Raw genomic sequence first — 22,156 nt, forward strand, 5'->3', positions numbered from 1 at the left:
ACGATTTATCTTAGTGGTTAAATAAGATAAGATCTAAACAAATGTAATAAAAAAGCTATGTATTAACTTCTGTTTTATAGGTATTTTTTTAATGTTTTGTTACGTTTGTTAAGTTGTCCGGGAAATAGTTGTCAGATAAATTGCCAAATTCATCACCACGCATGAAAATATTAATATCGACTTCGCTAAAACTTTTTTTACCTGCTGCCGCTAAAAGTTCGTTAGCCGAATGTAGGGTGTTTTTGTGAAAATGGTACACACGATCAGATTTATCGGTTACAACCAAACCTTTCATCAGCATTTTGTTTTGAGTGGCTACTCCGGTCGGGCATTCGTTATTGTGACAACGCAATGCCTGAATACAGCCTAAAGAAAACATAAACCCACGTGCGCTGTTGCACATATCTGCCCCCAGAGCCACCGCATGTAAAATAGAGTATCCCGAGATGATTTTCCCACTTCCAATAATGCGAATCTTATCACGGATATTTAAACCAATTAATGTTTTGTTTACAAATATCAGGGCAGGCTCAAACGGCATTCCTACACCATCGGCAAATTCCAGTGGAGCAGCTCCTGTGCCTCCTTCAGCACCGTCTACTGTGATAAAATCGGGAAAAATATTTTCTGCGATCATTTCGTGACAGATGGCTTCAAATTCGGCTGTATTTCCAATACACAATTTAAAACCAATAGGTTTTCCATTGGATAACTCACGCAATTGTGCAATAAAATGAATAAGACCTTTGCTGTCTGAAAAAGCGTGGTGTCCGGGAGGAGACAGGATCATTGTGTGAGGCTGAACCCCTCTGATTTTAGCAATTTGCTCCGTGTTTTTTCTCGCTGGAAGCACTCCGCCATGACCAGGTTTTGCACCTTGGGAAAGTTTGATTTCGATCATTTTTACATTGGGAAGATTCGCCTTTTCTGAAAATTTTTCAGGACTAAAGTTACCTTCAGTATCCCGACAGCCAAAATACCCGGTGCCTATCTGCCATGTAATGTCGCCGCCTCCGGCAAGATGAAATTCGGTTAAACCGCCTTCTCCGGTATTCTGATAGAAATTTCCTTTTTGAGCACCAATATTTATGGCACGAACGGCATTTTCACTTAGCGAACCGAAACTCATCGCTGAAACATTAAATAGTGACGCCAGATAAGGTTGTTTGCAGTCTTTTCCGCCCACCAGTACACGAGGTAATTCCTCATTAACTTTTGCGGGAAAGATAGAATGTTTTATTCCTTCGTAACTGTCATGATTCAGATTTTGCTGCGTTCCGAAAGGCGTGTTTGAATCGATGTTTTTAGCTCTTTGATAAACCATAGAGCGCTGGTTTCTGGAGAATGGTTTTCCATCCGTTGATCGTTCAATGAAATACTGCTGGATTTCGGGTGCAATCATTTCAAATAAATACCTGAAATAGCCCAAAACCGGAAAGTTCCTTAAAATAGCGTGTTTTTTTTGAGTAGCGTTGTAAATACCTACCACTAATAATATAGGCAGAATAATCACTAGTAAAAAACCTCGTTTCGTATAAAGATAAATGGCTAAAACAATTAGAAACAATAAGAATCCATAGATGAAGAATTTTTTTCTCATGTTTGCAAGTATTTAAAGAGTAATAATTTATAATCAATTGAATCGCAGGCGTACATAAACGTGCTTAATTCCTTTTTTGTCCGATTCTCTTTCGTCGATTTCAAGAATATCGGTCAATGATTTTAGCATAGGAGTAAGTTTTGAAAAACCATAGTTTCTTGGGTCAAATTCAGGTTTCTTCTTCACAATAAGATTTCCAACATCTCCTAAAAATGCCCACCCATCATCGTCTTCGATATCTTCAATGGTGGCTTCAATAAGTTCGATGGTTTGTTTGTCAATTTTATGCAGTGCTTTTTCAGCCGGTTTTTCGGCCGGTTTTTTAGTGTCGGTTGTAGTTGCAACTTTGGGTTTCTTCTTCTGAATAGCGCCGTCCAGAACTTCAATGTATATAAATCTGTCACAGGCCACAATAAAAGAATTTGGAGTTTTCTTTTCGCCAATACCAATTACTTTCATACCGGATTCCCTCAATCGAATGGCGAGGCGTGTAAAATCGCTGTCGCTGGAAACAATACAAAAACCGTCTAGTTTTCCGGAGTAAAGTAAATCCATTGCATCGATTATAAGAGCAGAATCAGAAGAGTTTTTTCCAACGGTATAGCTGTATTGCTGAATGGGGGTAATGGCGTGTTCCAGTAAAACGCCCTTCCAGCCGTTTGAGTTTGGTTTTGTCCAATCGGCATAAATGCGTTTAGTGGTAGGAGTCCCAAACTTCGCAATTTCTACCATCATTCCTTTTACATTGCTGTAAGGTACATTGTCGGCATCAATAAGAACAGCGAGTTTTAGATCTTTTGAAGTGCTTAAAGCCATTATTTTGGTTTTAGTATTTGTAATTCATTTTTTTAAATGCCCTTTAAAATTAATAAAAATAAAATGATTGAGGTCTTTTTGGTTATATTTATAACCGGTATAAATTGCAGTTTTTTGGAGGTGTATTGTTTTTTGTTAAGAAAAGTAGTGTTTAATTAGTGGTTTTGCGGCGAAAATTTATCAAAGAACAATTTTGGTCAGAATCATTTTTAAATTATTATGATTGCACAGAATAAATATTTATTTTTGCACCCTGTATAAAATAAAAATATTACTACACAATATATTATGGTAAAAGATTTATTCGAAAGAATTCAGGACAATAAAGGACCATTAGGAAAATGGGCTTCTCAGGCAGAAGGTTATTATGTTTTCCCAAAGTTAGAAGGAGAGTTGGGTCCTAGAATGACATTTCACGGAAAAAATATTCTAAACTGGAGTTTAAATGATTATTTAGGCTTGGCTAATCATCCTGAAGTTCGTAAGGCAGATACTGATGCAGCAGCTCAATATGGAGCGGCATATCCTATGGGAGCTCGTATGATGTCCGGACACACTACTTATCATGAGCAATTAGAAAATGAATTGGCTTCTTTTGTAATGAAAGAATCGGCTTATTTATTAAACTTCGGATATCAGGGAATGGTGTCAATCATTGATGCTTTGGTTACTAAAAATGATATTATTGTATACGATGTAGATTCGCACGCTTGTATTATTGACGGTGTTCGTTTACACATGGGAAAACGTTTTACTTACAAACACAACGATCTTGAAAGCATGGAGAAAAATCTTCAGCGTGCTACAAAAATGGCTCAGGAAACGGGTGGAGGTATTTTATTTATTACTGAAGGTGTTTTTGGAATGCGTGGACAGCAAGGAAAATTGAAAGAAATTGTTGCCATGAAACAAAAATACAATTTCCGTTTGTTAGTGGATGATGCACATGGTTTTGGTACACTTGGAAAAACAGGAGCCGGAGCAGGAGAGGAGCAGGGAGTTCAGGATGAAATTGATGTTTATTTCTCTACTTTTGCAAAATCGATGGCTAATATAGGAGCTTTCGTAGCGGCTGATAAAACTGTAATTGATTACTTAAAATATAACTTACGTTCACAAATGTTTGCTAAAGCATTACCAATGATTCAAACTATTGGTTCATTGAAACGTTTGGAGTTGTTGCGTAATTCCTCTGAAATTAAAGATAAACTTTGGGAGAACGTAAACGCGTTGCAAAACGGTTTAAGAGAAAAAGGATTTAATATTGGAGATACGAATACTTGTATTACTCCGGTTTATTTGGAAGGAAGTATTCCTGAAGCGATGGTAATGGTAAACGATTTAAGAGAGAATTATGGTATTTTCCTTTCTATTGTGGTTTATCCGGTAATTCCAAAAGGGATTATTTTGTTGAGAATGATTCCAACAGCTTCTCATACCTTAGCTGATATTGATGAAACCTTAACTGCTTTTGAAGCCATTCGAGAGAAATTAGTAAACGGAACTTATAAAGAAATCGCTGAACGTACCACTGTTGACGTTTCGTAAAACTTTAAAGAAATAAATTCCTGATATAGGAATTATATAAAAAAATCCATTCGTGTAACGAATGGATTTTTTTATGGGTAAAATTGTTAACTGCGACTGATACTGAAAACTACTTACAAGTATTTTAAATACGTTTTTCTCTGGCAGTGTACTTTTGGGTCGAAATTTTTCCAAAGTAAATGAATGGCTGTGTTATCAGCTAATTCAGGTGTTCTGATACAGTTTTGAATTCCTTTTTCTGAAAATGTTTTGTAATATTCATCAAAAATAATAGCGGTAACTCCTTTGTTTTGATACTCGGGGTGTACCCCAATCAGGTAAAAAACAACATCTTTACTCTTTTTACGGGCTCTTAGTAAATGAATAAATCCAAACGGGAATAATTTTCCTTTTGCTTTCTGTAAAGCTTCAGAAAAGCTTGGCATTACAATGCTAAAGGCAACTAAATTATCGTCTTTGTCAACCACAAACTTGATGTATTCCGGATTGATAAAGCTGATGTATTTCTTTTTGAAGTATTCTTTCTGAACATCCGAAATCGCTACAAACGAAGCTAATTTGGCGTATGAATCATTAAACAAATCAAACATTTTGTCGACATGAGGCATGATGTCTTTTGTTTTGGTAAAAGTCAATGAGCGTAAGCCATACCTTTTTTTGATAAGTTCTTGTGCTTTAAGGAAAAATTCAGGTTTCACATTTGAAAAAGGGAAGATGCTTTCGAGGTACTCTTTTTCAACCTGAAAACCTAACTGCTCAAAATGTGTCACATAATAGGGATGGTTGTACCATGTAATCATAGTTCCCATTTGATCATAACCATCTGTAAGAACACCAACTTTGTCCAGATTCGAGAATCCCATCGGGCCTTCAACGTGCTCCAGATTGTGTTTTTTTCCCAATTCGTAAACTTTATCCAGCAAGGCCTTTGTGACTTCGATGTCGTCTATTGCATCAAACCATCCAAATCGAACTTTTCTTTTATGTTGGTCATTTACCTCAGACCAGTTGATGATAGCTGTAATTCGCCCTACTATTTCATTGTTTCTGTAAGCCAGATAAAAATAAGCTTCGGCATTGTCAAAAGCAGGGTTTTTAGTTTTGTCAAATGACTCTAATTCATCTGCCACAATAGGGGGGACCCAGTATGCATTGTCTTTGTAGATTGAAAACGGAAATTTGATATAGTCAGTTAATTCCTTTTTGGTTATGGCTTCTTTAATTGTAATCATTAAGATTTTCTTTGTTAAGAATGTTGCTTTAAATTAGGTGCTACGATTTAAGAAACGAATATAGCTATCTTTGAAATAACAAAAAAGAATTGTGTAAAAAAAGCCCGAATTAATGGATTTGATGCGTCATTTGAAAGTGTAGCCGATTCGGAGGTGGAGGTCGGCAGTAGTATCCGAAAAATTTTCATCCAGATAAAATTTACGCCCAATTCCAATGCCTGCTTCATAATTGAAATTAGTATTTCCAATATTTCGTCTTATTCCCCATTTAGGAATTAGCGCAATTTGATTGGAAACAAAGACATTGTCATGATTTGAAATAACAAACCAGTTAGGATAACAGTGGATTTGTAGAGTTATAAAATTGGCACTATTATTAGTTTTTTGATTTTTAGCAGTCCGTTTATTGATATTGTAATACCACCTTGGCTCCAGATTAATTACAGGAGCTATTGCATATGTAGTAATACAGTCAGAGCATCCGCGAAAACCCATGTCAAAACCAATTTCGGTTCGTAAACTTATTTGATTGAGTAGTCGATGTTCGTGATTGAACCATATTCCCAAAAAGCCGGTTTGTAGGTTGTAAATGTCTTTTTCTACTCCGGTATTTTGCGACGCTACAGGCATACAGCTAATAAGCAGTGTTAGTAAAGTGTACTTTATTTTCATCATGATTATTTAAATATTATTCCCAACGAGATACCAAAACCAGTGAGAGTATAGTAGCCATTGTTTTGAAATTCAGAAGTTTTAATTTGTTTTGATTTTTTGAAGAGATCGAAATAAAATGATGCGTTATTATTTTCTGTAAAAATGTAGCCGGCTCCTAATTTTGCAGTTACACCATTTCCGGCAAAGGAATCTGACCATTTTATATTTTGACCCGTTTGGATATACGTAAAAAATCCAGGTTTGTTATTTTTGCTGGAGAAGATTCTAAGATCTATTATTAATGGAGTCGATAAGAAAGTTTTATCAATGTTCCAATCTACGCTAATACCGACTGAAATTGAGAAAACTTCGAAAAACTTAATGCCCTGAATTGTATTTATCTCAAGGCTTCCACCATTACTTTCTCTAGAGTTGTTTTTAGTATATTTATTAAAATAGGATTCTGTGTTTTTAGCCTGAGAGAAGGAAGACATGTTGATGTATTGCAATTTTTTCTTTTGTTCTTGCCCAAAAATGAAATTGCTCAGTAAAATGATTACTATGATTATTATTTCTTTCTTCATATTCAGTCAATATCAACGTTAAATTTACTGCCATGCCACTCATTTCCTTTACGTGCGGCACCTATTATTTTAACTCTAAAATTAGATGGTTTTACCAGAATATCACATCCTATCTCCGGTCGTATAGACCAGCTGGAGCTATCTCCACTGTTAAAACAAAGTCTAATTCCATAGTCAAATGTTTTTTCTCTTACTCCAATGTCATAGCCTTGCGATGAAACCGATTTTTGTACAATAATATTTCCATTTTGAGGGAATTTTGCAGCAAATGTCCTGTTCGTTGGTGGGACTGTAGTGTTTCCAAATGCAGTTTGTAGCTGTGATTTTGCTGTAGTATAAAGTCCGCCATAAAACCATTCGTTAAGTTTAGTCGCGTTTAAACTACTATCAATTCCATTTTGAATAAGATTATCTAAACTACTTAATCCCGTTCCAAAGAACTCAAAGGTTAAATCGTCCTGAAAAACTTGAGGCAGACTAGTTAGATTGACATAAGATATCAGAGGTTGTCCCCACTCATTATAGATATTTATATTATTGGGTCCTGTGAAAAAAGCTCTTTTGTTATTCATGAAATAGGCCCGTTCTTTGGTTTGGTTGTTTATGATATTGTTGCCCAAAAGCGCATCTCGATTGTATTCAAATTGAGCAGCTTCTACTAGAAGCTTTATTTCGTCAGTTGCTTCTACACGCCAAAAACCAGTCCATCCTTTAAACTGATGTACACATTTGACACCTAAATGAAATACAAGTAAATAGTTGTAATTAAAAGCTTTTGTTTTTACACGTCTTTTTCTTTCATACTGATCGATACATACATTGTTATCTCCAAATAAGTTGGCAAATAGTCCATGATCAGGATTGCAGCTGTTTAGTGAGTTGAAAAAAGAATTGTAGTTGGGGTCACTTGAGTTATAGATTCCTGGTTTAGCAGAGTTAGTTTTTGATTTTGAAGCTGTTAACTTACTATTCGCTGGTCTGTAATAAACAATTTGATTATTGTTTCCAATTGGTGTTGGAAAGTCCTCCGGTAGTGACGGAACCAAATTTTCTTTAACTGTCAGATCAGTTTTACTAAATGGATTTTCAGAAATATTTTTTGACTCCAGAAAATTTTTGAGGGTAGTGTAAGCTTTTTTATCGGTAATAAACAAGCCTACGTCAGTGTATTTGTATATTGATTCGCCTATTTGTATTTCTCCATTTATATTTAAATAGGCAGCAAAAGTTTCGTCTCCAATCAGTTCGTCGACTGATTCAAAAGGATCGTCATTTATGGGGGATTCAACGGAAGAATAAGCGAATGTACTTTTTGATGTTGTACCTCGGGGGACTTGCAAATTTAATTTTTCCTTGTAAAGGTTAAATAATTTGTCTTCGTTTTTTTCTGTAACAATTGGTTTTAGTGACAGAAACCCCTTTTTGTAGAAAGGGGTTAATAAGTTACTTAATTCTTCTTCAGGTAAACTAACATACTTATTGTAGTACTGTGTAAAAGATTCTTTAGACCGAAAATAAAGTCTTCCATCTTTTACTTCGATTTCATTTTCTGTTAGTTGAGTTTTGTGTAATGAGCCATGTTTTTCATTTTCACATGAAGAAAAAAAAATAAGGTATTGTAATAAAAATAGGGCAGATAGTAACTTTGATCTATCTGAGTTGATTGGCAGATAATGTCTCATATTTGAAAAATTGGCGTATAATTTTTCAAATATAATTATTTTCTTACATTATTTAAAAATATAAAGTAATTTTTTTCTTACTTTTTTGATTATTCATATTTCGATTTACGTTTTCGTTCTTTTGCCTGGTAATCGATTTCTCTTTGCTCCATTTTGTTGTCTTTATTCTTTTTGGCTCTGTCTTCACGTTTAGTTTGCAGTTGATTTTCTTTATAACGTCCGTCATAGCGCCAGGAAACCCCAACTCCTCCATACAATATAGAAGGCGTATTTTTGAAATTGGTACTTACAGATGCATCCACCTGAAGGTTAGGGTTAATTAGGTAAGCTGCTCCGCCACGAACAATGGCATCGCTGTAAAAGTCACTTTTATAACCCTGATTTTCGATAAAGCCGGACCATTTGTCATTAAATCCGCGTGTAAGAGTAAGCACATAGCCGTAGCTCGGGTAGTCTGTTGAAATATAATCGGCAATAATATTGGTTACGAAAACCCATTTTCCACCGCCAAATAGATTTTGAGTGATTAACATGACTTTTGGAGAAATACTCGATTGTGGAGAGAAAGAATAAGGATTGTCTTTACCCACAAAATTAGCACCGGCAAATAACGAAACGGCAGGAATTAACTCGTGCCAGTTAAAGCTGCGATTGGCTTTATAGCTGTAAATATTGGCTTCTTTTTTGTAATTTTTATAGGGGTCATAAATCAGATATTTGGCTCCTAAAACCGTTTGTCTGAAATTGTTTTTTTTATAACTTGTGTAGGGCGTATCAAAATTTTCCATTTGGTACTGTATGTCCGCAATAAGTTCCAGTTTTTCTAAAAAAGCACCATAACGAATGGTCAGGTCTGTACCAAAACCATTGGCGTCATAATCCAGCAGATTGTGTTTTTCTTTGATGCCATATACACCAAGTTCTGCCTGTATAACTGATTTTCCAACGGCATAGGCTGACATCGTTTCACCAGGACGGTTTGAATTGATGACATCAGTGTACTGCGCAAAAAATAATTGAGGTAATAAACAAAGAGCTGCAGTAACAAAGTTTTTATTTTTTAACATAAACGTGTTTTTGGATTAAAAAGTAATAACGCATTTCAAATGTACTATATTTTATTATTTATTTAAGATTGATATTTTAATTTTAAACGATGGATTTATTAATTTTGAAAAAAAATTATATGATCATGCAAGAAGCATCTTTTGTAAATCTGATTAAAACGATAATGTGGATCGTTGCGTTTTATTATATTTTTAAATTTTTAGCACGAATCTTTTTGCCGGTATTGGTAAAAAAAGCAGTAGAAAAAGCTGGAGAGAATTTTCAAAGACAACAACAATATAGTCAGGATAATACATGGCAAAAAACACGTAATAATAACGATGAAATTATTATCAATACCGCCAATGCAAAAAATCCTCGTGAAACCAAAAAGGTTGGCGATTATGTTGATTACGAAGAAATAGATTAAATTTGTGACCTAATTTATAGGATTCATCATTTAACCCAAACCAGCCTAAATTGAAAATAGTAAATAAGTTCTATCCGCATGCCCTTGTTATTCTGGGCTTTATCCTCGTTTCTTTAATTTATTTTTACCCGGTTTTACAAGGAAAACAAATTTTCCAATCGGATATTGCTCAATATACCGGAATGGCTAAAGAGCAAAACGATTTTAGAGCTACAGAACATTCTGAACCTTATTGGACAAATTCTGCGTTTGGGGGTATGCCAACTTATCAGCTGGGAGCTAATTATCCTAATGATTTTGTGGGTAAATTAGACGATGCTTTACGTTTTCTTCCTCGTCCTGCCGATTATTTATTTTTATATTTCTTAGGCTTTTATGGACTCTTATTGGTTTTAAAAACCGATCCTTTAAAAGCATTTATCGGGGCAATTGCCTTTGGTTTTTCTACTTACCTGATTATCATTCTTGGTGTTGGACATAATGCAAAAGCTCATGCTATTGCCTACATGCCGCTTGTTATCGCCGGATTCATACTCGTTTTTCAAAAAAAGTACATTTGGGGAGGTCTGCTTACCATGTTTGCGGTTGCATTAGAAGTGAATGCCAATCACTTTCAAATGACGTATTACTTACTGATTTTCTTATTGATCCTTTCAGCTTATTTTGCTTTTAATTTTATCAAAGAAAAAGAATATAAATCGCTTTTAACTGCTATCGGTGTTTTGTCCGTAGCCGGAATTTTTGCTATCGGAGCCAATGCTACTAATTTGTTGGCAACCAGTGAATACGCTAAATTTAGTACCCGTAGTAACAGCGAATTAACTTTTAATCCCGATGGTTCTAAAAAGACCAATGAAAATGCACTAAGCCGTGAATATATTACAGAATACAGTTACGGAATTGCTGAAAGTTTTAATTTAATCGCTCCAAGACTTTTTGGTGGTTCAAACCATGAAAATGTAGGAACAGACAGTCGTATGTATTCCTTTATGATTGAGCAGGGAGTACCGTCAGAACAGGCACAGGATTTTGTGTCGGGAATGCCGACGTATTGGGGAGATCAGCCTATAGTGGCAGCTCCGGCTTATATTGGAGTTGTGGTTTTCTTTTTAGCAGTTTTAGCTTTATTTATTGATGATCGAAAAATAAAATATGTGTTTTTCACAGGAGCATTAGTATCGCTAATACTTTCCTGGGGGAAAAACTTCGCGTTACTGACAGACTTCTTTATCGATTACGTTCCAATGTATGATAAGTTTAGAGCAGTGTCTTCGATTCAGGTTATTCTTGAATTGTGTTTTCCTGTTTTGGCTGTTATGGGATTACAATCCTTTTTCAAAGCTAAAGAAGAGCCTAAATTGCAACAGAAAGCCCTGGTACAGACTGGTGTTTTCGGATTAGGTGTTGTTTTGATTTTAGTATTGGCTAAAAGCATGTTTCATTTTACGGGCAGCAGTGATAATTATTTCTTAGAAAGTTACGGGCCTGCTTTTGTAGATGCTTTAAAAGAAGACAGAAAGAGTTTGTATTCTGCTGATTTATTGCGATCCGGCTTTTTTATCGTGATTACTTTTGGAATCCTTTGGTTGTTCATCAAAAATAAACTGGCTCAGAATACGACCTTGATTATCGTTGGTCTTTTAATGATTTTTGATTTATTTTTTGTAGATAAAAAATATGTATCAGCCAAAGATTTTGTGAGCCCGGTACAAATTGCTGCGCCATTTCAGGAAACACCTTCTGATGCTCAGATTTTAAAAGATACGACTCATTACAGAGTTTTTGAAGTAAGCGGAAACATGTCAAGTGCACGTGCTTCTTATTTTCACCACTCTTTAGGCGGATATCATGCCGCAAAACCAAGAAGAATACAGCAGCTTTTTGACTATCAGATTGCAAAAAACAATGTCGAAGTTTTAGACATGTTAAACGTAAAATATATCATACAAACGGATAAAGAAGGAAAAGAGTTTCCAACAGTAAATCCGAATGCTAATGGAAATGCATGGTTTGTAAGCACTGTTAAACTGGTAAATAAACCGGATGATGTAATGAAAGCATTGGATCATATCGATACTAAAACGGTAGCGGTTTTCAACGTTCGTGAGCATGAAGGTAAGTTTAGAAATGCCCGAATGAAAAAACAGTGGGATACTACAGGAACTATCCAGGTAGTACAGTACAAGCCTAACTACATTAAGTACAAATCAAATAACGGAAAAGATGGTTTGGCTGTTTTTTCTGAGATCTATTATAAGAATGGTTGGAATGCCTATATTGATGGTAAACTTACGGATCATTTCCCTGTAGATTATGTTTTAAGAGCTATGGAAATTCCGGGTGGCGAACATACTATCGAATTTAAATTTGAACCACAGGTTGTTAAAACAGGAAGTGTAATTACATTGGCAAGTTGCATCGGAATGTTACTGCTTTTGATTGGCGGGCTCTATTTTGAAAGGAAAAAGGCAAAAGCTTAAAATCGTTTTAAAATATTGTTGAAATATCATTTTTGTATCTTTGCTGTGTATTAGAAAGAAAGTAAACAATGAAGGATAGCGTGTTAAGGTTTGGTACTCCACAAGAGTTAGAAGCTAAAAGAATAGCGGAAATCAAGAAGCTTTCTTATCTGGAAAGATTGGAGAGACTAATGGCTATTATTGAAGTTTCCTATACGATAAAGACAGCTAGAATTATTCGATCTAAAAAGTAATGAATGAGCAAATAATAGCTATTTGGCGTAGTTTTTTTGAAAACAAAGTTAAATATATAACTATTGGTGGCTTTGCTGTAAATATCTACGGATATAATAGGAATACTGGAGATATTGATATTTATTTAGAAGATACTGTTGAAAATCGAATTAATTTAAGGAAAGCACTAAAATCAATTAATCTCGGAGATTTTGAGACCATTGAAACTATGCAGTTTATTCCTGGATGGAGTGATTTTACATTAAATTTTGGTTTGCGATTAGATATTATGACAGCTGTTAAAGGCTTAGAGGATAAATCTTTTACTTCTTTATTAGAAGATGCTACAGTTGTAATGATAGGTGAAACCCCAGTTTATTTTATTGATTATGATAATTTAATTGTTGCTAAAAAAGCCGCTAACAGACCGAAAGATATTTTAGATATTGAGGAGCTTGGAAAATTGAATGACGAAAAAGGAAAAAATATTTAGTTGTATAAACTTACTTCATAGCATAGCATAAATTGGAACAAAAAAAACTCTTAATTATTACCTATTATTTTCCACCAGCTGGAGGACCAGGTGTACAGCGTTGGTTAAAATTTGTAAAGTATTTACCCGAATTTGGCATAAAGCCGATAGTTTATGTTCCAGAAAACCCAACCTATCCAATTGTTGATGAAGGTCTGGTTAATGAGATTTCCGATAAAGTAGTAATCCTTAAAAACAGAATTTGGGAGCCCTATCAGCTGGCTTCTGTTTTTTCAAAGAATAAAACAAAGAAAATTAGTTCGGGAATTTTTCCACATAAGAAGAAACAAACCTTTTTAGACAAAACTTTTCTTTGGGTTCGTGGTAATTTGTTTATTCCGGATGCCCGTGTTTTTTGGGTAAAACCGTCAGTGGCTTATCTTGAGAAATACATCAAGGAGAATGATATTGATACGATTGTTACTTCGGGGCCGCCACATAGTCTACATTTAATAGGTCTGGAATTAAAAGAAAAATTAAATGTAAAATGGTTTGCTGATTTTCGTGATCCATGGACTACAATTGGATATCATAAAGCTTTGCGTTTGTCGGGTTATGCCGCCAAAAAGCATAAAAACCTCGAACATAAAGTACTCAACAGTGCCGATACCATTATTGTCACAAGTAAAACAACAAAAGTAGAGTTTGAGGCCATTACCAACAAGCGAATTTCAGTGATTACCAATGGTTATGACATCGAAAATGTAGAGAAACAAACATTAGATACAAAATTTACGTTGGCACATATCGGATCTTTTTTATCCGATCGAAATCCTCGATTTTTATGGGAATGTCTCGTAGAACTGCTTCAGGAAGTTCCTGAGTTTAAATCACATTTAGAAATCAAATTAATTGGAGCAGTAAGTCAGGAAGTATTGGATGCTATCACTGAATTTGATTTGAAAAATTATTTGAATCTTTTAGGATACGTTTCGCATCATGAAGCGATAGCACACCAAAAGAAATCACAGGTTTTGCTTTTAATCGAAATTAATTCCGAAGATACTAAAAGTATAATTCCGGGTAAATTATTCGAATATATGGTGTCCAATCGACCAATAATAGCCATCGGACCTCAGGGTTCTGATTTTGCCGATATTATAAAAGAAACCAATACGGGAGTATTTTTTGATTATTCTGAAAAAGCGAAGTTAAAAAGTGTAATTTTGGACTTTTATAATCAGTTTTTAGAAGGGAAACTACAGGCCAATGGTGTTGGTTTACAACAATATTCCAGAAAGAATCTAACCAAGCAATTAGCACAGTTGATTAACTAAGCTAATCTGCAATCTAAAATCTAAATTCAGAAATCCAAAAATGGGTATTGTTTTAAATCAGTCTTTCAAGAATACAATTATCACTTATATAGGTTTCGGTATTGGAGCCATCAATACACTTTATTTGTATCCGGTTTTTTTGGGTGCAACCTTTTATGGCTTAACTAATTATGTGACTTCTTGCGCCAATGTGATTATGCCTTTATTTGCGATTGGGATGCAAAATACTTTGGTTAAATTTTATTCGCAATATCAAACTGAGGAAGAAAAATCCCGTTTTCTATCCTTTACGGTTTTATTTCCTTTGTTATTAATAATCCCGCTTTTACTGATAGGTCTTGTTTTTTATGATGAGATTCTGTTTTTTTTGTCAAAAAAGAATGCGATTGTTAGAAGCTATATATGGTTAATACCTTTTATTGGATTGTGCATGGCCTATTTTGAGATTTTTTATGCCTGGTTGCGGGTAAATATGCATTCCGTTTTTGGAAATTTTGTAAAGGAAGTGGGGCTGCGATTATTTTCATTATTTCTATTAATAGGTGTTTATTATAATTGGCTTAGCGTTGAAGGTTTTGTGTATGCGACGGCAATTTTATATTTTTTGGCATTCCTGATAACCATGTTATATGCATTTAGTATTCAGAAGCCAACTTTTCAGTTTACAATACCTGCAAATACAAAAGATATACTGGTATATACTTTTTATATTATTTTATCCGGAAGTGTTGCTAATTTGCTTTTGGATGGGGATAAAATGATATTAAATCAATATATGCAGATAGAAAATATTGCTTTCTATTCTGTTGCTACCTATATTGCACTGGTTATTTCGGTTCCAAGCCGCGCTATGCATCAGATTGTATATCCAATTACAGCAAAATTAATGCATGATAACAAACATGATGAGTTGAATCAACTTTACAAAAAAACGTCAATTAACCTACAGATTGTGGGTGGTTTTGTAATGCTTTGCATATTTGTAAATATCGGTCAGTTATACGAGTTGGTTCCAAAAGAATACAGTGGTGGAATTGCAGTTGTATTTATGATTGGCTTGTCTAAATACTTTGATTTAATTTTAGGAAACAATAATGCGATCATTTTTAATACTAAATATTACCGTATGGTGTTGTATTTAGGATTAATGCTGGTTGCGTTGACCGTAATTTTAAACATGATTTTTATTCCAATTTTTGGAATTTTCGGATCTGCTTTTGCTACTTTATTATCGATTACCTTATATAGTTTGGCAAAACTGCTTTTTGTGGTGAAAAGGCTTCATTTGTATCCTTTTACTATTCAGACAATATATTCGATGTTAATTACATTTGCATTGTTTTTATTGTTTTACTTTTGGGAATTCCCTTTTTATCAATTGGTTAGTATTGCTTTAAAGTCAATTTTAGTAACCATTTTATATGTTTATTTAAATTATAAATTTGCGATTTCTCCTGATATCAATAAAGTAATCGATACTATATTAAAAAAGATAAGAATTAAAATTTAGTAGATTTCTAAAAAGGGAGTAAAAGTAATTTTAATTTGAAACTGTTTTGTCTCTATATTTGTTAGAAAAGATAACTAACTTATTGCTGACAGTATATGAAAAATAAAATAGTTTGTTTTTTAGCACTTTTTATGACTTTGTTTTCTTCTCTGGCTTTTGCTCAGAAGGACAGTTCTCAAACATCGAAAACGACTGTTAAAGAAGTAAAATCAAAAGGATATCCCGTAAAACCGTTTAAAGACACACTTTTTTATGTCTACAATAAAGTAGGTTCTTTTTCGCCCGAAAACAGAGCAAATGCAATTGCAGAAAAGATCAGAAAATTATACGAGGATTCATTCTTTATAGCTGATTCGATTTCGGTTGTACCTTCAGATATTTCTCAGGACATTGTTTATAAGAATGATTTTGTCATCATGTCTGTTTTAGATGCAGATGCAAAAGCGGAGAATCAAACTGCAGATTTCATTGCAAAGCGAAATTTACACCTGATCAAACGAGCGATTCTGTATCAGAATGACAATTACTCCATGCTTCCAAAAAGATTGGGGTATACAGCATTACTGGTTTTAATTATTGGATTTGTTTTGTACTTTGTTGGTAAAGTATTCAGCAGGGTAAAGCTGTACATCCTAAAAAATAGCGACCGACACTTTAAAGGATTCAAGTATAATAATATTAATATTCTCTCACCTCAAAAGCAGCAGTTTTTACTCATGCGATTGTATAGTGCTATTAAAGTAATAACACTTATTTTAATAGTATATCTTTCATTACCATTATTGTTCAGTATTTTTCCTGCTACCGAAGCTTATACAACTACTTTGCTGCGTTGGATTCTTTCGCCTGCAAAACTTGCGGTAATGGGATTTGTGGGCTTTCTGCCAAGTTTAGTCACTATAGTGGTTATCATTGTCATTTTTAAATATTCCATAAGAGTGATCAAGTTCTTTTTTGATGAGATAAAAAAAGAGAATATTAAAATTGATGGTTTTTACAGCGATTGGGCAATGCCTACTTTTAACATCATTCGTTTTCTGATGCTTGCTTTTATGCTGGTGGTTATATTTCCGTATTTGCCAGGGTCAGATTCTCCAATATTTAAAGGTGTTTCGGTATTTGTTGGGGTTTTGTTTTCTTTGGGTTCTTCTAATGCGATTGCTAATATGGTGGCGGGTTTGGTAATTACCTATATGCGTCCGTTTAAGATTGGTGATTTTATAAAAATTGGTGATGTTAGCGGAGAGGTTATTGAAAAAACGGCTTTGGTAACCCGTGTCAGAACACCTAAATTTGAAGATATTACGATTCCTAATGCAACTGTTTTATCAAGTACTTCGACTAATTATTCAGCCAATACAAAACATGCCAATAATGGTTTATTGATTCATACTACCGTTACGATTGGGTATGATGTGCCGTATAAAGACATTTATAAAGCATTGATTGAAGCTGCTCTAAAAACGGAAATGGTAGAGCAGACACCAAGTCCTTTTGTTTTGCAAACGAGTCTGGATGATTTTTATGTTTCGTATCAGATCAACGTTTACACTAAAGAACCTACGAAACAGCCCAGGATTTATTCGTCTTTGCATCAAAACATTCAGGATTCGTTTAATGCTGCCGGAATAGAAATTATGTCTCCACATTACGGAGCACTTCGCGATGGTAATGCGACGACAATTCCTGCAAATTACCTGAACAATGACTATCAAGCACCTCCTTTTAATGTTAAGAATAAAGGGTAAAGCTTTGAATTTCTGTAGGTAATCTTGAAATTTTAACAGTCTTTTGTTTTGTGGTTTATTTTATAAAAATTAACTTTAGCTAAGAATATGGCAACACTTTTTGTTATAGGGTAAAAATATCTTATGAAAAGCTGACAATAAAAGTACATGTTATAGTGTTTATTTTAATTAGAATGTTTTTTAGGAATTTATAATAGTGAGGTAATTGTAGTAGTATTTGGATTAATTTTTAAGGAATTATTATGAAGAACGGCCAACTCAGTCAAGAACAAAGCTTACAAGTATTTTCTAGTATGATATCAAGTAAAGTTAATAGTGGGTTTATACTCGAAGAAAGGAACGATGAATTGCTATTCGCGGTTTTGAGTAAAGGCGGAAAAGTAGTAAATCACAGTTTAAACTTTACGATTTTTTGCCTTACCCTCGGATTGTGGTCGTTTGCATGGCTTTATCTGACTATAGAAGCCACCAAGCAAAAGAAAATATTAGTTGCCATTGACGAAGATGGTTTTCCTTTTGAAGAAAAATGTTTAGTGGCATAACAGCTTAAATATGAAATAAAAAATCCAAATCTCAATTGTAATATTGAGGTTTGGATTTTTTATATTGAAATTTTTGTTAAGGTTAAAGTTTGTCTTTCAAGTACACTCCAGTAACCGATTCTTTTACTTTTACAATATCTTCGGGAGTTCCTGCAGCTAGTAGATGACCGCCATTTTCACCACCTTCCGGTCCCAAATCAATAATCCAGTCGGCACATTTTATGAGGTCAAGATTGTGTTCAATGACAATTATAGAATGTCCTTTTTCGATTAAGGCATCAAAGGAAGTCATTAATTTTTTAATGTCATGAAAATGCAAGCCGGTTGTTGGCTCATCAAAAACAAATAAGGCTTTATCTTTTGTAGCTCCTTTGACTAAAAAAGAAGCCAGTTTAATACGCTGTGCTTCACCGCCCGAAAGAGTAGAAGAGGATTGTCCTAACTGTACATATCCTAAGCCTACATCCTGCAAGGGCTGTAACTTCTGAGTAATTTTGGATTGTTTATTCTTGTCGAAAAAAGCAATTGCATCATCAATGGTCATCGTCAGAATATCGTTGATGTTTTTTTCATCGAAATTAATCTCTAGAATTTCTTTTTTGAAACGTTTTCCTCCACAGGTTTCACACGGTAGTGAAACATCGGCCATAAAGACCATCTCGACATTTATTGAGCCTTCTCCTTTGCAAGTTTCGCAACGGCCGCCATCGACGTTAAAAGAGAAGTGTTTGGCCTGATATCCTCTTACTTTGGAGAGTTTTTCTTTAGCATACAAGTCCCGAATATCATCGTAGGCTTTGATATAAGTTACCGGATTGGATCTTGAACTTCTTCCAATTGGGTTCTGATCGACATATTCGATATGTTTGATTTGCGAAAACGAACCTTTTAGTTCACTAAACTGACCTGCTTTTTCCGCAGCACTGTCCAGTTTTTTCTGCATGGCCGGGAACAGTATCTTTTTAATCAATGTACTTTTTCCACTTCCGGAAACTCCGGTAATGACCGTTAAAACGTCTAATGGAAAAGTGACATTAATATTTTTTAAGTTGTTCTCTCTTGCTCCTACAATGTCAATATGGTTTTTGAATTTACGTCTTCTTTTCGGAACAGAAATTTCTAAATCACCGTTCAGATATTGGGCGGTTAGTGAATCTGATTTCAAGATTTCTTTATATGTACCCTGAGCGACCAGTTTTCCACCAAATGTACCCGCTTCGGGACCAATATCAATAATCATATCGGCGGCTTTCATAATATCTTCGTCGTGCTCAACTACGATTACCGTATTGCCCAGATCACGAAGTGACAATAGAACTTTAATTAACCTTTCAGAATCTTTTGGGTGCAGACCAATACTGGGTTCATCCAGAATGTACATAGATCCAACCAGGCTGCTTCCCAAAGAAGTAGCAAGATTGATACGTTGCGACTCACCGCCTGAAAGTGTTGCCGAATTTCGATTTAAAGTCAGGTAATCTAAACCAACTTCAGTTAAAAAAGACAAACGATTGTTGATTTCGACCATTAATCGTTTTGCAATTTGCTGTTCGTAAACATTTAGATCAATGTTTTTGAAAAAAGTAACTAAATGTTTGATGGGCAAATCGACTAAATCTGAGACCGTTTTACCGTTTATTTTTACATAAGATGCTTCTTCGCGCAAGCGTTTGCCACGGCAGGCATGACATTTTGTTTTTCCACGGTAGCGGGACAACATTACGCGGTTTTGGATTTTATAGTTTTTCTCTTCAAGTTCTTTAAAAAAATCATTTAGACCTTGAAAATATTGGTTTCCTTTCCAGATTAGATCTTTCTGTTCTTCTGAAAGTTCGAAGAAAGGTTTGTGAATAGGAAAATCAAATTTATAAGCATGTTTGACCAGTTCGTCTTTGTACCAGCTCATACTTTCACCTCTCCAGGGGTAAATGGCGCTTTCGAAAACGGACAGAGAAGTATTTGGAATCACCAAATCAGCATCGATGCCAATAATATTTCCGTAGCCTTCACAAACCGGACAGGCTCCGTAGGGGTTGTTGAAACTGAATAAATGAACGTTAGGCTCTAAAAAAGTAATTCCGTCAAGCTCAAAATTATTCGAGTAAGAGAATTTTTTATCGGAGTTCAGTTCTTGTAAAAAACAAATGCCTTTTCCTTCAAAAAAAGCGGTCTGTACTGCATCGGCGAGGCGATTGTAGAATTCTTCTTCCTCTTTAACCACAATTCGGTCAATAATGAGCAGTATATCTTTATTGTCTAACTGATGAATGTCTGAAGATGTAAAATCATCCAGACGAACCATTTCATTATGAACTAAAATACGAGCAAAACCTTGCTGAAGCAGTACTTTCAGTTTGTCTTCCAATTGTCTGCCTTCTTCAAGATGAATAGGGGCAAGGAGGAGCCATTTACTGTCCAATTCTAAAGTTTTTACATCGGCAATCACATCTGTTACCGTATTTTTCTTTACTTCCTGACCTGAAACAGGTGAATAGGTACGACCAATTCGGGCATAAAGCAATTTCATATAATCGTAAATCTCTGTTGAAGTCCCCACAGTAGAACGCGCATTGGTGGTGTTAACCTTTTGCTCAATTGCAATGGCAGGCGCAATACCTTTAATGTATTCTACTTTTGGCTTGTCCAGACGCCCCAAAAACTGACGCGCATACGAAGATAAGCTTTCGACATAACGACGCTGCCCTTCGGCATACAAGGTATCGAATGCAAGACTCGACTTACCTGATCCTGAAAGGCCTGTAATAACAACTAGTTTATTTCGGGGTATTGCTACATCTACATTTTTTAAATTATGTACCTGTGCGCCTTTAATGATAATATTATGTTTTGGGTCGAGTGTCGAAAGATCAATTTGCATAAAAAAAGTCAATTTCTACAAAAGTAATCAATTTTGATTGCAATTTTGTCAATCAGATTGTTCCAAATTCTAACAGAATTCAGATGTACAAAATCAAAAGATTTAGAATTCAAAACTGATCAGATCGATGTGAGAGAAATAATAAAGGCAATTTGAGAAAAAATTAGCGATAGAATTTTCTTTCTAAATTAATAAAAAAAACATGTGAAATATATGTAACTACTTGTTTGTTAGGTTTTTAGTTGTTGTTATTTGAGTTAAAAGAGTATTGGATTAGGGGTGTTTTTGCCTGAGATAGAACAAAAACGAAGTGTGTCCTGCAATAATTAACAATTTATTGTTAATTATTCGCCTTTTTGTTTGCTTTTTAAAATATTAATTTGTTAAATTTGATCAAAATATTAACACTAGTCCATAACCCAAAAGCCACGCCTATAAAATAAAACTACTTTTTATAAAATTACTCCAAATTTTAAATAGAAACTAAAAAAGTAGTATTATGGCTGATGTGCATATTCCTGACGCTCTATTGGTAAAAAATTATGTTGAAGGCAACGAAAATGCCCTTGCAACATTAATTAAAAGGCACGAGTCTAAGATATATGGATTTATATATTCAAAGATTGCGGATAGAGATATTTCAAATGATATTTTTCAAGACACTTTCATTAAGGTAATCAAAACCTTAAAAAGTAATTCCTATAATGAAGAAGGTAAATTTCTGCCTTGGGTGATGCGTATTTCCCATAATCTGATTGTGGATCACTTTCGTAAAACCAAAAAAATGCCAATGTACAGAGAAACAGAAGAGTTTTCGATATTCTCTGTCATGTCTGATGATTCTTTGACTATTGAGAATAAAATGATTTTTGATCAGGTCGAGGTTGATTTAAAAAGAATCATCGAAGAGTTGCCGGAAGATCAGAAAGAGGTGTTGGTGATGCGTATGTATCAGGATATGAGTTTTAAGGAAATTTCAGAGCTTACAGATGTGAGTATCAATACAGCATTAGGAAGAATGCGGTATGCTTTGATGAATTTGAGAAAAATAATTGATAAACATCAAATTATTTTAACCAATTAATACTAATTCAGGTATTGCTTCGTTATACTAGTATAAAACGTTTTGATGGTATGGCGAAAATTTACTCTAAAAAGGCATTAGCTTCTAAAGATTTAAAACCAAAAAAAGAAGTTATTTCTTTTTTACTTAGTTATTCACAAGCCTTGAAAGTTGTGAAAATTGAAGATAAGAGTTTTGAAATTATAGCTAATTAAACAGCCCACTACATTTGTCGGATGTTTGTTTCGAAAGAAAAAACCAGATGGTCGTTCTGGTTAAAAGCTCACTATTTGCATGTAAAGGCAGGTAGTGAGTTTTTT

The 22,156-nt window shown here is 34.5% G+C and carries 18 protein-coding genes; 10 read left to right on the plus strand and 8 right to left on the minus strand.

Annotated features, from left to right (window positions below):
* Nucleotides 1–88: 88 nt before the first annotated feature.
* The gene (locus tag LNQ34_RS15965; RefSeq protein WP_202701832.1) at nt 89–1,600 is read right to left on the minus strand and encodes an FMN-binding glutamate synthase family protein; all 1,512 of its coding nucleotides are present in this window, start codon (nt 1,598–1,600) and stop codon (nt 89–91) included.
* A gap of 33 nt (nt 1,601–1,633) precedes the next feature.
* A complete protein-coding gene (locus LNQ34_RS15970; protein WP_202701831.1) occupies nt 1,634–2,416 on the minus strand; it encodes an NYN domain-containing protein in 783 nt (260 codons plus the stop codon).
* Between the two features lie 288 nt (nt 2,417–2,704).
* Here LNQ34_RS15970 and capB point away from each other — a divergent pair, with 288 nt between their 5' ends.
* The gene (gene capB / locus LNQ34_RS15975) at nt 2,705–3,964 is read left to right on the plus strand and encodes a cysteate-C-fatty acyltransferase (protein WP_070906804.1); all 1,260 of its coding nucleotides are present in this window, start codon (nt 2,705–2,707) and stop codon (nt 3,962–3,964) included.
* Between the two features lie 113 nt (nt 3,965–4,077).
* Here capB and LNQ34_RS15980 read toward each other — a convergent pair whose 3' ends face one another.
* The 5 genes from LNQ34_RS15980 to LNQ34_RS16000 form a co-directional block, all read right to left on the minus strand.
* The gene (locus LNQ34_RS15980) at nt 4,078–5,196 is read right to left on the minus strand and encodes a GTP cyclohydrolase (RefSeq protein WP_230000431.1); all 1,119 of its coding nucleotides are present in this window, start codon (nt 5,194–5,196) and stop codon (nt 4,078–4,080) included.
* A gap of 126 nt (nt 5,197–5,322) precedes the next feature.
* On the minus strand, nt 5,323–5,871 hold the full coding sequence (locus LNQ34_RS15985) for a hypothetical protein (RefSeq protein WP_230000432.1): 549 nt from the start codon (nt 5,869–5,871) through the stop codon (nt 5,323–5,325).
* 2 nt (nt 5,872–5,873) lie between these two features.
* A complete protein-coding gene (locus LNQ34_RS15990; protein WP_230000433.1) occupies nt 5,874–6,434 on the minus strand; it encodes a hypothetical protein in 561 nt (186 codons plus the stop codon).
* A 2-nt stretch (nt 6,435–6,436) separates the two neighbouring features.
* The gene (locus tag LNQ34_RS15995; protein ID WP_230000434.1) at nt 6,437–8,116 is read right to left on the minus strand and encodes a hypothetical protein; all 1,680 of its coding nucleotides are present in this window, start codon (nt 8,114–8,116) and stop codon (nt 6,437–6,439) included.
* Nucleotides 8,117–8,205: 89 nt separating this feature from the next.
* Nucleotides 8,206–9,183: a transporter gene (locus tag LNQ34_RS16000; RefSeq protein ID WP_202701826.1), complete on the minus strand. Its 978-nt coding sequence runs from the start codon at nt 9,181–9,183 to the stop codon at nt 8,206–8,208.
* Between the two features lie 89 nt (nt 9,184–9,272).
* On the opposite strand from LNQ34_RS16000, the gene LNQ34_RS16005 reads away from it, so the two are divergent.
* From LNQ34_RS16005 to LNQ34_RS16035, 7 genes are all read left to right on the plus strand, one after another.
* Complete coding sequence (locus LNQ34_RS16005) at nt 9,273–9,593, plus strand: DUF4834 family protein (RefSeq protein WP_230000435.1); 321 nt, start codon at nt 9,273–9,275, stop codon at nt 9,591–9,593.
* A gap of 50 nt (nt 9,594–9,643) precedes the next feature.
* Entirely contained in the window at nt 9,644–12,073 is a 2,430-nt protein-coding gene (locus LNQ34_RS16010; RefSeq protein ID WP_230000436.1) for a YfhO family protein, read from the plus strand.
* 232 nt (nt 12,074–12,305) lie between these two features.
* Nucleotides 12,306–12,779: a nucleotidyltransferase gene (locus tag LNQ34_RS16015; RefSeq protein ID WP_202701823.1), complete on the plus strand. Its 474-nt coding sequence runs from the start codon at nt 12,306–12,308 to the stop codon at nt 12,777–12,779.
* A gap of 32 nt (nt 12,780–12,811) precedes the next feature.
* Nucleotides 12,812–14,095 (plus strand): glycosyltransferase family 4 protein, encoded by a 1,284-nt coding sequence (locus LNQ34_RS16020; RefSeq protein ID WP_230000437.1) that lies wholly within the window; start codon nt 12,812–12,814, stop codon nt 14,093–14,095.
* A 40-nt stretch (nt 14,096–14,135) separates the two neighbouring features.
* The gene (locus tag LNQ34_RS16025) at nt 14,136–15,605 is read left to right on the plus strand and encodes a lipopolysaccharide biosynthesis protein (protein ID WP_230000438.1); all 1,470 of its coding nucleotides are present in this window, start codon (nt 14,136–14,138) and stop codon (nt 15,603–15,605) included.
* 95 nt (nt 15,606–15,700) lie between these two features.
* Nucleotides 15,701–17,353 (plus strand): mechanosensitive ion channel family protein, encoded by a 1,653-nt coding sequence (locus LNQ34_RS16030; protein ID WP_202701820.1) that lies wholly within the window; start codon nt 15,701–15,703, stop codon nt 17,351–17,353.
* Nucleotides 17,354–17,646: 293 nt separating this feature from the next.
* On the plus strand, nt 17,647–17,895 hold the full coding sequence (locus tag LNQ34_RS16035; RefSeq protein WP_230000439.1) for a hypothetical protein: 249 nt from the start codon (nt 17,647–17,649) through the stop codon (nt 17,893–17,895).
* 82 nt (nt 17,896–17,977) lie between these two features.
* On the opposite strand, the gene uvrA is transcribed toward LNQ34_RS16035, so the two are convergent.
* Entirely contained in the window at nt 17,978–20,773 is a 2,796-nt protein-coding gene (uvrA, locus tag LNQ34_RS16040) for an excinuclease ABC subunit UvrA (RefSeq protein WP_202701818.1), read from the minus strand.
* 499 nt (nt 20,774–21,272) lie between these two features.
* Between uvrA and LNQ34_RS16045 the strand changes: the two genes are divergently transcribed.
* Together LNQ34_RS16045 and LNQ34_RS16050 are read left to right on the plus strand one after the other, a co-directional pair.
* Nucleotides 21,273–21,857, plus strand: a complete 585-nt coding sequence (locus tag LNQ34_RS16045) for an RNA polymerase sigma factor (protein ID WP_017498745.1) — start codon at nt 21,273–21,275, stop codon at nt 21,855–21,857.
* A 50-nt stretch (nt 21,858–21,907) separates the two neighbouring features.
* A complete protein-coding gene (locus tag LNQ34_RS16050; RefSeq protein ID WP_017498746.1) occupies nt 21,908–22,051 on the plus strand; it encodes a hypothetical protein in 144 nt (47 codons plus the stop codon).
* Nucleotides 22,052–22,156 lie beyond the last annotated feature (105 nt).

It is taken from the genome of Flavobacterium lipolyticum, from assembly GCF_020905335.1.
Classification (GTDB): domain Bacteria; phylum Bacteroidota; class Bacteroidia; order Flavobacteriales; family Flavobacteriaceae; genus Flavobacterium; species Flavobacterium lipolyticum.

Bases quoted from the DNA above. Each gene is read 5' to 3' on its own strand.
- LNQ34_RS16050 (WP_017498746.1), top strand. From the start codon at position 21,908: ATGGCGAAAATTTACTCTAAAAAGGCATTAGCTTCTAAAGATTTAAAA.
- LNQ34_RS16000 (WP_202701826.1), bottom strand. From the start codon at position 9,183: ATGTTAAAAAATAAAAACTTTGTTACTGCAGCTCTTTGTTTATTACCT.
- LNQ34_RS15980 (WP_230000431.1), bottom strand. From the start codon at position 5,196: ATGATTACAATTAAAGAAGCCATAACCAAAAAGGAATTAACTGACTAT.
- LNQ34_RS16030 (WP_202701820.1), top strand. From the start codon at position 15,701: ATGAAAAATAAAATAGTTTGTTTTTTAGCACTTTTTATGACTTTGTTT.
- LNQ34_RS15990 (WP_230000433.1), bottom strand. From the start codon at position 6,434: ATGAAGAAAGAAATAATAATCATAGTAATCATTTTACTGAGCAATTTC.
- LNQ34_RS16005 (WP_230000435.1), top strand. From the start codon at position 9,273: ATGGATTTATTAATTTTGAAAAAAAATTATATGATCATGCAAGAAGCA.
- LNQ34_RS15965 (WP_202701832.1), bottom strand. From the start codon at position 1,600: ATGAGAAAAAAATTCTTCATCTATGGATTCTTATTGTTTCTAATTGTT.
- LNQ34_RS16045 (WP_017498745.1), top strand. From the start codon at position 21,273: ATGGCTGATGTGCATATTCCTGACGCTCTATTGGTAAAAAATTATGTT.
- LNQ34_RS16025 (WP_230000438.1), top strand. From the start codon at position 14,136: ATGGGTATTGTTTTAAATCAGTCTTTCAAGAATACAATTATCACTTAT.
- capB (WP_070906804.1), top strand. From the start codon at position 2,705: ATGGTAAAAGATTTATTCGAAAGAATTCAGGACAATAAAGGACCATTA.
- LNQ34_RS15970 (WP_202701831.1), bottom strand. From the start codon at position 2,416: ATGGCTTTAAGCACTTCAAAAGATCTAAAACTCGCTGTTCTTATTGAT.
- uvrA (WP_202701818.1), bottom strand. From the start codon at position 20,773: ATGCAAATTGATCTTTCGACACTCGACCCAAAACATAATATTATCATT.
- LNQ34_RS16035 (WP_230000439.1), top strand. From the start codon at position 17,647: ATGATATCAAGTAAAGTTAATAGTGGGTTTATACTCGAAGAAAGGAAC.
- LNQ34_RS15985 (WP_230000432.1), bottom strand. From the start codon at position 5,871: ATGATGAAAATAAAGTACACTTTACTAACACTGCTTATTAGCTGTATG.
- LNQ34_RS16015 (WP_202701823.1), top strand. From the start codon at position 12,306: ATGAATGAGCAAATAATAGCTATTTGGCGTAGTTTTTTTGAAAACAAA.
- LNQ34_RS15995 (WP_230000434.1), bottom strand. From the start codon at position 8,116: ATGAGACATTATCTGCCAATCAACTCAGATAGATCAAAGTTACTATCT.